This window comes from Streptomyces sp. NPDC051172 (assembly GCF_040682555.1).
Lineage (GTDB): Bacteria > Actinomycetota > Actinomycetes > Streptomycetales > Streptomycetaceae > Streptomyces.
Genome location: NZ_JBFBBE010000078.1, coordinates 13,591 through 28,074 on the forward strand (window position 1 = coordinate 13,591; position 14,484 = coordinate 28,074).

Here is a 14,484-nt window from a genome sequence, read left to right on the forward strand (position 1 = left end):
ACTGGTTGAACCTCAAACACCCTTCATGGGAGCCGCACATGACCAGACACCGACCCCCGGGTGTCTTCCGGCGCACGGCCAGTGCCGCGGCCGCCGGCGCGCTGGCACTCGCCGGCGCGATAGCCCTGCCCGCCACCACCGCCCACGCGGACACGTCCGCCAAGGGCGACGTCATCGCGAACCTCTGGGAATGGAACTGGGACTCCATTGCCTCCGAGTGCACCAACGTGCTGGGCCCGGCGGGCTACGGCGCCGTCCAGGTCGCGCCGCCCGCCGAATCCCTGAAGCAGACCGACTACTTCTGGTGGGACGTCTACCAGCCCTACTCCTACGACCTCAACAGCCGCTTCGGCACGAAGGCCCAGTTCGCCTCGATGATCACCGCATGCCACAAGGCCGGCGTCAAGGTCTACACGGACGCGGTGATCAACCACACCGCCGCACAGACCGGCACCGGCTACAACGGCACGACGATCACCAACAAGTACGACACACCCGAGTGGGACCGCGCGGACTACCACGACTCCTCGGACTGCCCCACTTCCGACCTGACCATCCAGGACTACTCGAACCTCACCCAGGTCCAGAACTGCGAGCTCCTCGGCCTGCCCGACCTGAGGACCGGCTCCGACCACGTCCGCACGGGCCTCGCCGACTACCTCAACTCCCAGCTCGCCCTCGGCGTCGACGGATTCCGCGTCGACGCGGCCAAGCACATCCCCGAGGCCGACCTCGCGGCGATCGAGTCCAAGCTGACGAACACGACGTCCGGGACGGCGCCGTACGTCTTCCAGGAGATCTACCCCGGCTCCACCCCGCAGCCCAGCGACTACTACGCCTCGGGCGACGTCCTGGACTTCACCTACGCGAGCAAGCTGAAGTCGGCGTTCCAGGGCAGCGTGAGCGACCTGTCCTCCCTGCCCTCCTCCGGCATCCTCCCGGCCGCCGACTCGGTGTCCTTCGTGACCAACCACGACACCGAACGCAACGGCCTGCACTTGAGCTACAAGGACGGCGACACCTACAAGCTCGCCAACCTCTTCCAGCTCGCCTACAAGTGGTCGACCCCGACGGTGTACGCCAGCTGGGAGTGGACCCAGAGCGACCAGGCCCCGCCGAACTCGTCCGGTTTCGTGACGAACACCGACTGCTCCAGCGGCGCCTGGTACTGCCTGGACCGCGACACCGGGGTCGTCGGCATGGTGGCCTGGCACAACGCCGTCGACACCGCCGCCGTCTCCGACTGGCAGACCAAGTCGTCGAACGTGATCGGATTCGGGCGCTCGGGCGCGGGCTTCTTCGCCCTCAACAACGGTTCCTCGCCGGCCACGTACACCTTCACCACGGGCATGGCCGACGGCACGTACAAGAACGTGATCGACGGCGGCGCGAGCACGGTGACCGTCTCGGGCGGCAGCGCCTCGATCACCATCCCGGCGAAGAGCGCGGTCGCCTTCTACAACGCGTCCTACACCTGCACGGTCGGCTGCGAAGACACGGGCGGCGGCTCCTCCGGCTCCACGGTGACCGCGACCTTCAAGGAGTACGCGCCGACGACGAGGGGCACGAACGTGTACGTCGTCGGCTCCATCCCGGCACTGGGCAGCTGGGACACGGCGAAGGCGATCCAGCTCTCCTCGTCCGGGTACCCGATCTGGTCGGGCGCGGTGAGCGTGCCGACCAGCACGTCCTTCACCTACAAGTACCTCAAGAAGGATTCGTCCGGAAATGTCACCTGGGAGTCGAACGCCGACAGATCGTCTGCCGCAAGCACTTCGGCGATCAACCTGGACAACTCCTGGAACGTGGCGGATGCCGACGCCACCGACGTCACCTTCAACGAGTACGCGACGACCGACTACGGCACCAATGTCTACGTCGTCGGCTCCGTCGCCTCCCTCGGCACCTGGAACACGAGCGATGCCATCCCGCTGTCGTCGGTCTCCTACCCGACCTGGAGCAAGCTGGTCATCGTCCCCAAGAGCACGGCCTTCACGTACAAATACATCAAGAAGGACAGCGCCGGGAACGTGACCTGGGAGTCCGGGACGAACCGCTCGTACGCGACGGGCAGTTCGTCCGGATACACCACGAGCGACACCTGGAACTGAGCGGGTTCTATCGCCTGATGGTGTAGGTGACCAGCGCCCGGGCCGGAACCGTGGTGGTCAGTGAACTTCCGCTGACCGCCACGGTCTGCTGTTGTGCCGTGCTGTGCGTGGCGTCGGTCAGGTACGGGGTCGCCGTTCCCTTGGCGGTTTTCGTGTTCCTGAGGTCGAAGGTCACCGGAGTGGCGCTGGTGGAGGTGTTCAGCGCCACGACGGTCACCGTGCCGTCGGTGTTGCGGAACGCCGACAGTTCGAGGTCGGAGTCGGAGGACGTGGCGCCGATGCGGATGGCTCCCGGGCGGATGAAGCGGCTGTAGTTGGCCATCGCCCACAGTCGCTTGGAGACGTGGTAGCTGTCCCCGTCCATCTGGATCAGGCCTCGGGTGGCGCCCAGCGAGGCGCCGTACCAGTAGACGTAGCCGCTGGTGTTGCCCTTGGTGAGGGCGTCGTGGATCGCGGAGGCGACGGTGAAGCCGTCGTAGCCGCTGCCGTCGTCCCAGTTCTCGTTCCAGGTGGTGCCGTCGGGGGACCACTCCGACATCCAGCTGCGCCTGTGCGTCGGCAGGGGGCCGTCGACCTTGCTGGCGTAGGTGTGGCCGGTGTGGGTGGCGACGTAACCGCGTGCCTCCGCGTCCGCCTCGATCGCGCTGCTGTAGGCCTTCTCCTCGTCCCAGCCGAAGGAGTCGCAGCAGGCGACCTTGTACCCGGCGGCGCGCGCGATCGGGCCGAAGGTCTTGATGAACTCGACGGCCTGGGCGGGGGTCAGGCGCATGGAGTCGTACGTCGCCGTCCAGTCGGGCTCGTTGGTGAACCCGAGGTCGGTGATGCCGATGCCCTCCTGGCGGTAGAACCTGGCGTACTGGACCAGGAAGTTCGCGTACGCCTTCTTCCAGTCGCCGCTCGCACACGTCGCGCCGGACAGGCCGCACAGGGTGCCGCCGTCGGCGTCGGTGCCGTTGGTCTTCATATACCCGGGGCCGTCCAGGCATCGGCGTAGAAGCGGTTCACGCCGTATGCCCTGGCCTGCTTGGCCAGCCACACCTGGCCTTTGTCGACGCCGTCCCACACGTACTCGGGGGTCGCGTCGGGGCCGCCCGGATCGGTGGGCTGGATGCCGGAGTCGATGCCCAGGCGCAGGATGCTCAACCCCGCGCCGGTGCTGCGGTCGAGCAGCAGGTCGAGGATCTCCTTCTGGTGCTGGGCGGATAAGCCCTGCGAGCCGTTCATGATGGCGGCCCGTCCGAAGTGCTCGGAGAATCCGAAGCCGTCGATCGGCTGGTACGTGGTCGAGCCGTCGATGGTCGCCCTGGCGGTGGCCGCCGACTGCGGCAGGGCGGCCGCGGTGGTGGCGGCGGCCGTCAGCAGAGCCGCCAAGGACGTCAACGCCCACTTTCTGAGCCTGCGCTGCATGATGCTCCCTTCACGGGAACGCCGCCTGGGAGCGCTCCCACAGACATCAGGGAACGTAGGACGACACTCGATGAGCGTCAATCCCACGTTCCCCTTTGGTTGCTGTGGATCCTCTGCTTTCCCTCCGCTCAGCAGCTCGCCTTGCCCGCGTAGATCGCGAGGGCGGTGTTGGAGCCGAGGGTGGCGGTGAACCGGCCGTTGGAGTCGACTGTCACGCTGGTGTTGTTCTGAACATTGCAGTACGTCCCCGTGGGCAGCGACGTCTGGTAGGTGCGGGTCAGGCTGCCGGCCTCGTGGTTGATGGCGACGTAGCCCTTGCTGCCGCGGCCGAAGGCGATGGCGTTGTTGCCGTTGTCCCACCAGTTGGTCACCGACTGGCCGCGGGTGGCGTTGCGGAAGGCGACCATGCGGATGATCTCCGGCCAGGCGTGCTGGCACTTCCAGCCGTCCTGCCAGCAGGCGTTGACCTGTCCGTTGTTGGGCGGTCCCGCGTCCTTGTCGGACCATTCGTAGCCGGAGTTGATGTCCGGGGCGCCGTACGGATAGGCCAGCATGAAGACGTTGGCGAGGGTGTAGTTCGCCCCGTCCTTGTAGTTCAGGGTCGAGCCGTTGCGCTCGGTGTCGTGGTTGTCGACGAAGACACCCGCCACCGAGCTGTTCATGTAACCCCAGCCCTCGCCGTAGTTGGTGAGGTAGGCCAGCTTCTCGTTGTTGAAGACCCGCTTGAGGTCGTAGGCGTAGCGGAACTCCTGGACGTCGCCGTTGCCCGTGTACTCGGTGGGCTGGACGGCCTCTCCGGCGCCGTAGATGACCTCCTGCTTCCAGTACACCGACGGGTTGCTCAGCCGGGACTTGATGTTCGCGAGGTCGGCCGCCGGGATGTGCTTGGCCGCGTCGATGCGGAAGCCGTCGGCGCCGTAGCCGAGGAGGCTGTTCATGTAGCCGGCGATGGTGGCGCGGACGTACTCCTCGCCGGTGTCCAGGTCGGCGAGGCCGACGAGTTCGCAGTTCTGGACGTTGGCGCGGTTGGTGTAGTCGCTGACCGTGGAGGTGCAGTCGTCCATGTCCGCCGAGGAGTACAGGCCGGGGTAGTTGTACTTCGTGTACGAGGAGCCGCCGGTGCCGGTGCCGCTGCCCGCCGTCATGTGGTTGATGACCGTGTCGACGACGACCTTCACCCCTGCCGCATGACAGGTGTCGATCATGTTCTTGAAGGCGGTGGCGTCTCCGAGCCGGCCCGCGATCTTGTAGCTCACCGGCTGGTACGAGGTCCACCACTGCGGGCCCTGTATGTGCTCGGCGGGCGGGCTGACCTGGACGTATCCATAGCCGGCGGGGCCGAGGGTGTTGGTGCACTCCTTGGCGACGGAGGCGAAGTTCCACTCGAAGAGGACGGCGGTGACGTCCTTGGTGCCGGGCGGGGAGGCGGATGCGATGCTGCCGGGGGCCCACAGGGCTGCGGCTGCTGCGGCGGAGAGCACGGTCAGGGTGGCCGCGAGGGCGGTCCGGCGTCGCTTCCTGTGGCGCTTCGGGGGCGCCGAACTGGTCGATGTCACAGGCGAACTCCTTGCGAAAGCGGCTCAGTCGGGTCCCCCCTGCGCCGCGGCGCGGCTCCGTTGCCGGGCGCCGGCGTGAACGTACCGCTAACGAAAGCTTTACAGCAAGAGAGTTGAAAGCCGGAGCAAGAACTTTCACATCGCTCTTGACATGCCCTTCACAATCACCCCCTTCTCCCGGCTGGTCGACGCCCCGGAGGCCGACCGCCGACGACGGCGGAAGGACCCGGGATGCCATAGGAACTCCCTATACCGTGTGCTGACATTTCGTCTTTGCCTCTCACTCTGTGCCGTACGTAGTTTCTGTCGAGCGGACAATTACGCGATCGAGAGGACCAGTGGAATGACCACGATCGAGAACGGATCGGAAAAGCGAGAACTCGCGGGAAAGCGAGCCCTCGTCACGGGTGGCTCACGCGGAATCGGAGCGGCCGTCGTGCGCCAACTCCTGGACGCGGGCGCCGAAGTGCTCACCACCGCCAGGTCGGCGTCGAACACGGTGCCGGAGGGCGCCGCCTTCGTGGAGGCCGACGTGCGGACCCGTGCGGGAGCGGAGGCGCTCGCCGCGGCCGCGCAGGAGGTGTTCGGCGGGGTGGACATCCTGGTCCACAACGCGGGTGGGGCACAACCGTACAAGGGCGCGTCGGCCATTCCCGACGAGGAGTGGCAGGACGCGCTGGACCTGAACTACCTGGCGTCGGTACGGCTGGACTCGCTGCTGGTACCGGGGATGCAGGACCGGGGTTCGGGGGTGATCGTGCACGTCTCCTCGGCCGCGGTCCTCACTCCCGCAGGGCCTTTCCTGCACTACACGGCTGCGAAGGCGGCACTGGAGAACTACAGCCGGGGACTGTCCTTGGAACTGGCCCCGCACGGGATCCGGGTCAACACCGTGACTCCCGGCAGAACCGCCACGCCCGGCGGCGAGGCAACGCGGCAGCAGTGGGCGCGCCTGGACCTGGCGCCGGGTCAGACCAACGCCGACGACACCACCCCGCTGGGCCGTGACGGTCAGCCCGACGACATCGCCCACGCGGTGCTGTTCCTCGTGTCCGACCGGGCGAGCTGGCTGACCGGGAGCAATCTCGTCGTGGACGGCGGCGAATTCCCCAGGGGTTGACACCGACGGCATCCCGGAACGTCATTTCCGGCGGAAGGAATTCACCAAGAGAATTCCACGGCGCTCGCTTCCTTCCAAGCCGTCAGGAAACCGGCGAGAATCGGACGGACTCGGACCAGGTCTCCTGACGCAGGAATTCGAGCAGGGCCGTCTCCGCCGGGCCCCCACCGGGCCGGAGCACGGCGATGACGGGCTGGGACACGACCGGGGACACCGGACGTACGAGGTGCTCGTAACCCTGGGGCACCGCAGAGGCCGGGACGAGCGTCACCCCCAGTCCGTGGGCGGCCCAGCGCACGGCCGTCGCCGTCTGGGACACACGGGCGGCCGTCATCGGGGTCAGCTCGTTCTCCCGCAGCACGTTCAGCAGTACGCCGTCGAGCGCGCTGTCGCGGTCGAACCTCACCCACGGCTCCCCCTCCAGTTCCCGCAGCTCGACCCGGTCCGCGGCGAGCTGCGGGTGCCCGGCGCCCAGCACCACGACGAACTCCTCGTCGCCGAGGTGGTGGGCGTCGGCGGGGCTCCGCTCGCACGCCGCCATCAGGGCGAGGTTCAGCACGCCCCGGCGGCACAGCCGCTCCAGTTCGGCGGAGCCCGGCTCCTCGAAGACGGTGACCTCCAGCCGCGGGAAGCGGCGGCGCAGCGCGCTCAGTGCGCCCGGCAGCTGCCGCGTTCCGAAGCCCATCTGCACCGCGACCACCAGCTCGCCCACCAGATCGTCGGCGCCGGCCCGCGCCGTCGCCCTCGCCCGCCGCGCCGCGCTCACCGCGACCTCCGCCTCCCGCAGAAACGCGCGGCCTACGACGGTGGGCACCAGCCCGGCCGGCGTGCGGGCGAACAGTTCCACGCCGAGTTCCCGCTCCAGGCCGCGGATCTGCTGGGACACCGACGGTTGAGCGACGTGCAGCAGCTCCGCCGCCGCCGTCACCGAGCCCTCCTCGGCGACGGCCAGCGCGTACTCGAACTGGCGAAGGCTCATCGGCTCCCGTCCCTTCCCTGCGCTGGACCGCGGCCCGCGTTGTCATGGTTGTGATCGCAAGTAACTCGGTTCCGCCGGTGGAGATTCCCGGGTGAGTCAGGCCTCCGGCCCCTTTGCCGGGACGCTTGCCGTTTCCTTTGCCCATCGCCACGCTGGGCGAGGACGCGGGCGTCGGTCAGTTCGCCCAGCCGGGTGCTGAGCACGCTGGAGGACATGCGCTCGCAACGGCGTGCCTCACGCATGTTCGCCCTGGGCGCCGGGCTGCTCCTACGAATGGGGCGTACATGCCGCGACCCTCGCCCGGCAGGCGGGACTCAGCCTGGAGCAGCTCCGGGCCACCACCGAGATCGATACGGCCGGCTTCGGGTGGCAGCCGCGCCACACGGCACTGCTCGACGCGGTGGAGGAGCTGCACGACAGGGCGCAGCTCTCGCAGCCTGCATGGGACGCCCTGCGCGTCCACTTGGACTCCTCCGGGAGGAGGAAGGCTGGGCGGCCCCGTTCCCGGCCCGCTGGCCTTCCCCGGGAAAGGCAGCGGGCCGGGTGCAGTCGACGGGATCGGTCAGGCGGTGGTGAACCACACCGTCGTGTCCGCCGGAACCTTCGTCTCGCCGTCCGCCTCGGTGACCTCGCCGCTGGTGAGCAGGACGCGCCCGTACGCCGGAGTCGTCACCGATTCACCGCTGGTGTTGGCGATGCACACGAACTCACCGCGCCGGAAGGCGAGTACGCCCTCGGGGGCGCGCAGCCACTCCACCGTGTCGCCCGCACCCAGGTCGGGCTGTTCACGGCGGACGGCGAGGGCTGAGCGGTACAGCTCGAGGGTCGAGCCGGGGACGCCGGTCTGCGCCTCGACGCTCAGCTCGCCCCAGCCCTCGGGCTGCGGAAGCCAGCTGCCGCCGTCACCGAAGCCGTACGAGGATCCGGAGCGCGTCCACGGGATCGGCACCCGGCAGCCGTCGCGGAAGCCGTCCTGGCCGGCGCCGCGGAAGTACGCCGGGTCCTGGCGCACCTCGTCCGGGAGGTCGACGACGTCCGGGAGGCCGAGCTCCTCGCCCTGGTAGACGTACGCCGATCCGGGCAGCGCCAGCATCAGCAGGGTGGCGGCCCTGGCGCGCCTGAGCCCCAGCGCGCGGTCACCGGCCAGGCGGATCTGGGTGCCGAGGCCGGGCGCGTTGGCGAAGCGGGTGGCGTGACGGGTGACGTCGTGGTTGGAGAGGACCCAGGTGGCGGGGGCGCCGACCGGGCGCATCGCTTCCAGGGTGCGGTCGACGACCTTGCGGAGCTCGTCGGCGTCCCAATCGGTCGACAGGTACTGGAAGTTGAAGGCCTGGTGGAGCTCGTCCGGGCGGACGTAGTTCGCCGTCCGCTCGACGGTCGGCGTCCAGGCCTCCGCCACGAAGATGCGCTCGCCGGAGTACTCGTCGAGGATGGTGCGCCACTGGCGGTAGATCTCGTGCACGCCGTCCTGGTCGAAGAACGGCATGACATCGTTGCCCAGCAGCTTCAGCTGCTCGTGGGAGCCGAGGTCGGGCAGGCCCTCGGCCTTGACCAGGCCGTGGGCCACGTCGATGCGGAAGCCGTCGACGCCCATGTCGAGCCAGAAGCGCAGGATCGAACGGAACTCGTCGCCGACCGCCGGGTGCTCCCAGTTGAAGTCCGGCTGCTCGGGGGCGAAGAGGTGCAGGTACCACTCCCCCGGTGTGCCGTCCGGCTCGGTGACGCGGGTCCAGGCCGGGCCGCCGAAGATGGACTCCCAGTCGTTGGGCGGGAGTTCGCCGTTCTTCCCCTTGCCGGGGCGGAAGTGGTAGCGCTCGCGGAGCGGCGATCCGGGTCCCTCCCGCAGCGCCCGCTTGAACCACTCGTGCTGGTCCGAGGAGTGGTTGGGGACGAGGTCGACGATGACCCTCAGGCTCAGCTCGTGGGCGTCGCGGATCAGCGCGTCGGCGTCGAGGAGGTTGCCGAACATGGCGTCCACGGCCCGGTAGTCGGCGACGTCGTAGCCGGCGTCGGCCTGCGGGGAGGCGTAGAAGGGGCTGAGCCACACGGCGTCCACGCCGAGGTCGCGCAGATACGGGAGTCGGGAGCGTACGCCTTCCAGATCGCCCATGCCGTCACCGTTGCTGTCGGCGAAGCTGCGCGGATAGACCTGGTAGATCACCGCGTCCCGCCACCAGTCGCTGCGCTGGGCTTTGGCGGGGTTCGGTGCCGGGTCGATGGTGGAGTGCTGCTGGCTCATGGCGTCCTATACGTAACGGAGTCATCGGGTCGGAGGTGGATACGGCGGCGGGTGACGAGGCGGCCGCGGTCAAAGCGGGGTCGGATGAAGACCGCGGCCGCCACCCGTGCCTCGAAGGGGCGCGGGGAACTGCGCGACCAGCCACGACGAAGCCGGAGACAAACGACGGCCCATCACGGCGCAACCGGCGGTCAGCCCTTCGTGCCGCCGGCGGTAAGTCCCGTCACCAGGTTCTTCTGCACGAGATAGAAGAACGCGGACACGGGTATCGCAATCAGCACCGCCGTCGCGGCCATCAGGTTGCGCTGAGCGTCGTGCTCGCTGACGAAGGTCTGCAGACCGACGGCGAAGGTGTACTTCGTGTCGGACAGCATGAACGTCGACGCGAACGCGACCTCGCCGAAGGCGGTGAGGAAGCTGTAGAAGGCGGCGACCGCCAGGCCCGGCTTGGCGAGCGGCAGGATCAGTCGCGCGAACGTGCCGAAGGGCGTCAGCCCGTCGACGCGCCCGGCCTCGTCGATCTCGAACGGGATCGTGTCGAAGTAGCCCTTCAGCAGCCATGCGCAGTAAGGCACCGCGGTCGAGCAGTAGACGAGGATGAGACCGAGATAGCTGTCGATGAGCTGCAGGTCCGACAGGATCTGGTACATCGGCACCATGAGGACCGCCACCGGGAACATCTGGGTGACCAGGAGCACCCACATGAACTTCCTGTAGCCGGGGAAGCGCATGCGGGAGACGGCGTAGCCGGTGGTGGCCGCGATGAGGACACCGATGACCGTCGTACCCAGCGAGACGATCAGCGAGCTCTTCAGCCAGTCGAAGAACTCGGTGTGCTGGAGCACGAACGAGTAGTTGGAGAACGACATCTTGGCCCAGATGCCGCCGGGGTGCAGATAGTCGTCCTTGTCCGGGCCGAGGGACAGATAGACCAGCCAGGCGACCGGGAGGAAGGCGATCAGGCTCGCGACGGTCAGGATGCCGTGCGAGGCGAGGGACGCTGCGCGGCCGCGTTCGCCGCGGCGGTGGACCGGGCGGAGCTGCGAGGCGGCGAGGACCTGCGGGGTCACCGGACGGTCGGTCTTGATCTCGGGGGGTGTTTCGGTGCTCATGGTGACTCCTGCCTCAGATCGCGAGCTGCTGCTCATTGCGGTTCAGCCAGCGGCGGTAGAAGGAGGTGAAGACGATCAGGATGGCCAGCAGCAGCATGCCGTAGGCGGCGGACTGTGCGAAGTCACGCGGTTGCTGTCCGAAGCCGAGGTAATACGCCCAGGTGACCAGGATCTGGGCGTCGGGCGCCGTGTTGCCGAACAGCAGGAAGATCACGGCGAACTGGTTGAAGGTCCAGATGATGCCGAGCAGGACGACGGTGGAGCTGACGGACCGCAGGCCCGGCAGGGTGACGTAGCGGAACTGCTGCCAGGCGGTGGCGCCGTCCATCTCGGCGGCCTCGTACAGGGAGGCGTCGATGGACTGCAGTCCGCCGAGCAGGGAGACCATCATGAACGGCACACCGCACCAGGTGTTGACCATGATCGCGGCGAACCGCTGCCAGAAGGTGTCCTCCAGCCACGAGGGCTGGGGCAGATGGAGGGCGTGCAGCACGGTGTTGATGATGCCGCCGTCGGCAAGCATGAAGCGCCAGCCGAAGACGGTGACGAAGGTCGGCACGGCCCACGGCAGGATGAGGATCAGCCGGTAGAAGGTGCGGCCGCGCAGCTTCTGGTTGAGCAGCAGCGCCAGGCCGAGACCGATCGTGTAGTGCAGGGCGACACAGAGCGCCGTCCAGACGATCGTCCAGATGAAGTGCGACCAGAAGCGGTCGTAGGCCGTCGGGCCGAACAGGATGTCCTTGTAGTTGTCGAGCCCGATGAACTTGTAGGTGGCGTCGATGTGGTTGACGCCGATCGTGCGCGCCGTGTTGAGGCTGTTGGCGTCCGTGAGCGTCAGATACAGGCCGTACACCAGCGGGTACAGAACGAGGGCACCGAGCACGACGATCACCGGGGCGATCATCGCGTACGCGTACCAGTACTTCTGGTAGCTGCGCTTGAGGCGCCCGCCCAACCCGGGCCGCGGCGCGCGGTCACCGTGGCGTTTGCCGGTGGCGCGGTCGATGGCGACTGTCATGTTCGACACCTTCTGGGGAGTTCTACGGCCTGGGAAGTTCTACGGCAGTCAAAGCGGCGGGCGCGCTGGGCGCAGGCCGGTGACCGCCGGGTCCGTCCCCCCTGGGAATGGCGGACCCGACGGTCACTCGGGGCTCACTTGCTGAAGTCCGGCACCAGCTTGGCCATGGCGAGCTCGGCATTGCTCAGGCCCTTGTCGAGGGACTCCTTGCCGCCGGCGATCGCGGTCAGCTCGGTGTCCAGCGGGGTCCACAGGGAGCTGTACTCGGGCAGCGCGGGGCGCGGCTGGGCGGCGGGCAGGACCGTCTGGAAGCCGGCGATGCCCGGGTCGGCCTTGACCTCGGCGGTGTAGGCGTCGTCGCGGGTCGGCAGCGTGGAGTTCTTCAGGGCGATCTCCGTCTGGGACTTCGCGGAGGTCATGAAGTTGACGAACTTCAGTGCGGCCTTCTGGTGGGCGGAGTCCGAGCCGGCGTAGACGGACAGGTTGTGGCCGCCGGTCGGGGCGCCCGCCTTGCCGGTGGAACCGGCCGGGACGGTGGCGATGCCGAGGTTGGACTTGTCCTTGAAGGCGGAGCCCTTGTAGAAGTTCGTGATCTCCCAGGGGCCCTGGATGATCGAGGCGACCTTGCCGTTGACGAACGCGTCCTGGATGTGGGCGTAGGCGTCGGCGGTGGTGTCGGCCTTGTGCAGGCCCTGTCCCTTGAAGAGGCTCAGCCAGGTGCCGTACGCCTTCTTCGCGGGGGCCGAGTTCACGGTGATCTTCTTGGCGCCGGCGTCGACGGTGTCGGTGCCCTCGCCGTAGAGGAAGGTCTGCGCGTAGTAGGACTGGGTGGAGCCCCAGTAGCCGTAGACCTTGGCCTTGGAGTCGACCTTCGCGGCGTCGGCCTTCAGCTCGTCCCAGGTCTTGGGGGCCTCGGTGATGCCGGCCTTCTTGAACAGGGCCTTGTTGTAGACGAGGGCGAGGGTGTCGGTGACCAGCGGGACGCCGTAGACCTTGCCGTCGTACTTGGCCTGCTCGATCAGGTTCGAGCGGAACTTGCTCTGGTCCGTCAGGGCCTCGGTGCCGTCCAGCGGCAGGAAGTAGCCCTTCTTGGCGAAGGCGGGGGTCCAGCCGACCTCGGATCGCAGCACGTCCGGGGCGCCCTTGGAGCCGGCGGCGGTGTCGAACTTGTTCTGCGCCTGGTCGAAGGGGACGTTGACGTAGTTGACCTTGATGTCCTTGTTGGCGGCCTCGAACTGGCTGACCAGGGCCTTGTACGTCGGCGCCTCATTGGTGGCGTTGGAGGTGTCCCACCAGGTGATGGTGACCGGGCCGCTGCTCTTGTCGCTGCCGCTGCCACTTCCGCCGCACGCCGTCGCCGCCAGGGCGAGGGACGCCACCAGCGCGGTGGCCGCTATGCCACGCCGCATGAGTTCTCCTTGAGGGTGAAAGCCCGTGTGATGCAGGTGCGGCCCCGTCTGCCGTTCCTGCTGTCGTGCCGACTGCGCCGTTGCCGCCGCCGGGCGACGTGAACGTAACAGCGTTGAAAGCTGCGCGAAAGGTCTTGCAGCAAAAAATTGCAAGGAGGTGCGAAGGTTACCGGCCCGTGACCTCTTCTCGACCCCCGCGCAACCGGGTATTGAAGCCGTTGAGCGGCCCGTGGGAGTGTTGTGCAAGACTCTGCAAGCCCTTGCCGAACCAGGCGCCCACCAGAACACGAGGGACCGCGATGACGCAGCAACCCGCTCGGGGCCGTGCAACAGCTCGCGCCCGGCGTCCGATTGGTGTGCAAAGTGACGGTCGGCCGGTACAGTCCACCCCTGTGACCACACGGCTTGCCGACATCGCTGCTCAGGCGGGGGTGAGCGAAGCGACCGTCAGCCGCGTCCTCAACGGCAAGCCGGGCGTCGCCGCCACCACCCGCCAGTCCGTGCTCGCCGCACTCGACGTGCTCGGCTACGAGCGCCCGGTGCGGCTGCGGCAGCGCAGCGAGGGCCTGGTGGGCCTGATAACCCCGGAGCTGGAGAACCCGATCTTCCCGGCGCTGGCCCAGGTGATCGGCCAGGCCCTGACCCGGCAGGGCTACACCCCGGTGCTCGCCACCCAGACCCCCGGCGGATCCACCGAGGACGAGCTGACGGAGATGCTCGTCGACCGCGGGGTCGCCGGCATCATCTACGTCTCCGGACTGCACGCCGACACCACCGCCGACATGGAGCGCTACGAGCGGCTGCGAGCGCAGGGCGTGCCGTATGTGCTGGTGGACGGGTTCTCGCCAAAGGTGCAGGCGCCGTTCATCTCTCCCGACGACCGCGCGGCGATGACCCTGGCGGTCACGCACCTGGTGTCGCTGGGACATGTGCGGATCGGTCTCGCCCTCGGCCCCAAGCGCTTCGTGCCGGTGCAGCGCAAGATCGAGGGCTTTGTGCGTTCGATGCAGGACCAGACCGGTCTGAGCGCGCAGACGATCGAGACGGAGCTCGTCCAGCACTCGCTGTACACGCTGGAGGGCGGTCAGGCCGCCGCCACCGCGCTGATCGGCCGTGACTGCACGGCGGTGGTGTGCGCGAGCGACATGATGGCGCTCGGCGCGATACGGGCGGCGCGGCAGCTCGGCCTCGAAGTCCCGCGGGGCGTCTCGGTGGTGGGCTTCGACGACTCCCCTTTGATCGCCTTCACGGACCCACCGCTGACCACGATCCGCAAGCCGGTCCCGGCCATGGGGCAGGCGGCGGTGCGTACGTTGCTGGAGGAGATCGGCGGGACGCCTGCACCCCACAGTGAGTTCGTGTTCATGCCGGAACTGGTGGTGCGTGGTTCGACTGCTTCGGCGCCTGGGGACCGGACTCGTCCCTAAGGCGGAGAGTCTTCGAGTTCGTGCAGTGCGTCGGGAGTAGGCGCGCACGTCCGTCCGTTGTAGAACATGCGGCCTGAACCCGACCGCGGGATGATCGGTCGCAGAA

At 68.0% G+C, this 14,484-nt stretch carries 11 protein-coding genes; 3 read left to right on the plus strand and 8 right to left on the minus strand.

Annotated elements, in window-relative coordinates; genetic code table 11:
• The first annotated feature begins 38 nt into the window (after positions 1–38).
• Entirely contained in the window at positions 39–2,111 is a 2,073-nt protein-coding gene (locus tag AB0N07_RS34710) for a carbohydrate-binding module family 20 domain-containing protein (RefSeq protein ID WP_365842028.1), read from the plus strand.
• A 7-nt stretch (positions 2,112–2,118) separates the two neighbouring features.
• Here the strand turns inward: AB0N07_RS34710 and AB0N07_RS34715 are convergent, their stop codons facing one another.
• From AB0N07_RS34715 to AB0N07_RS34725, 3 genes are all read right to left on the minus strand, one after another.
• Complete coding sequence (locus AB0N07_RS34715; RefSeq protein WP_365842030.1) at positions 2,119–3,075, minus strand: glycoside hydrolase family 30 beta sandwich domain-containing protein; 957 nt, start codon at positions 3,073–3,075, stop codon at positions 2,119–2,121.
• Complete coding sequence (locus tag AB0N07_RS34720; RefSeq protein WP_365842032.1) at positions 3,072–3,518, minus strand: hypothetical protein; 447 nt, start codon at positions 3,516–3,518, stop codon at positions 3,072–3,074. The genes AB0N07_RS34715 and AB0N07_RS34720 overlap by 4 nt, the downstream gene beginning before the upstream one ends.
• A gap of 128 nt (positions 3,519–3,646) precedes the next feature.
• Positions 3,647–5,005, minus strand: coding sequence for an alpha-amylase family protein (locus AB0N07_RS34725; RefSeq protein ID WP_365842073.1), 1,359 nt, complete (start codon positions 5,003–5,005; stop codon positions 3,647–3,649).
• Positions 5,006–5,417: 412 nt separating this feature from the next.
• Between AB0N07_RS34725 and AB0N07_RS34730 the strand changes: the two genes are divergently transcribed.
• Positions 5,418–6,194 carry an SDR family oxidoreductase gene (locus AB0N07_RS34730; protein WP_365842034.1) on the plus strand — a complete coding sequence of 259 codons (777 nt, stop codon included), beginning with the start codon at positions 5,418–5,420 and terminating at the stop codon, positions 6,192–6,194.
• Positions 6,195–6,276: 82 nt separating this feature from the next.
• On the opposite strand, the gene AB0N07_RS34735 is transcribed toward AB0N07_RS34730, so the two are convergent.
• From AB0N07_RS34735 to AB0N07_RS34755, 5 genes are all read right to left on the minus strand, one after another.
• Positions 6,277–7,173, minus strand: coding sequence for a LysR family transcriptional regulator (locus AB0N07_RS34735; RefSeq protein ID WP_365842036.1), 897 nt, complete (start codon positions 7,171–7,173; stop codon positions 6,277–6,279).
• A 562-nt stretch (positions 7,174–7,735) separates the two neighbouring features.
• Complete coding sequence (locus AB0N07_RS34740; protein WP_365842038.1) at positions 7,736–9,412, minus strand: glycoside hydrolase family 13 protein; 1,677 nt, start codon at positions 9,410–9,412, stop codon at positions 7,736–7,738.
• 191 nt (positions 9,413–9,603) lie between these two features.
• Entirely contained in the window at positions 9,604–10,524 is a 921-nt protein-coding gene (locus AB0N07_RS34745; protein WP_365842040.1) for an ABC transporter permease subunit, read from the minus strand.
• A gap of 13 nt (positions 10,525–10,537) precedes the next feature.
• Positions 10,538–11,542 (minus strand): sugar ABC transporter permease, encoded by a 1,005-nt coding sequence (locus AB0N07_RS34750; RefSeq protein WP_365842042.1) that lies wholly within the window; start codon positions 11,540–11,542, stop codon positions 10,538–10,540.
• A gap of 134 nt (positions 11,543–11,676) precedes the next feature.
• On the minus strand, positions 11,677–12,951 hold the full coding sequence (locus tag AB0N07_RS34755) for an extracellular solute-binding protein (protein ID WP_365842044.1): 1,275 nt from the start codon (positions 12,949–12,951) through the stop codon (positions 11,677–11,679).
• A gap of 392 nt (positions 12,952–13,343) precedes the next feature.
• Here AB0N07_RS34755 and AB0N07_RS34760 point away from each other — a divergent pair, with 392 nt between their 5' ends.
• Entirely contained in the window at positions 13,344–14,378 is a 1,035-nt protein-coding gene (locus tag AB0N07_RS34760; RefSeq protein ID WP_365842046.1) for a LacI family DNA-binding transcriptional regulator, read from the plus strand.
• Positions 14,379–14,484 lie beyond the last annotated feature (106 nt).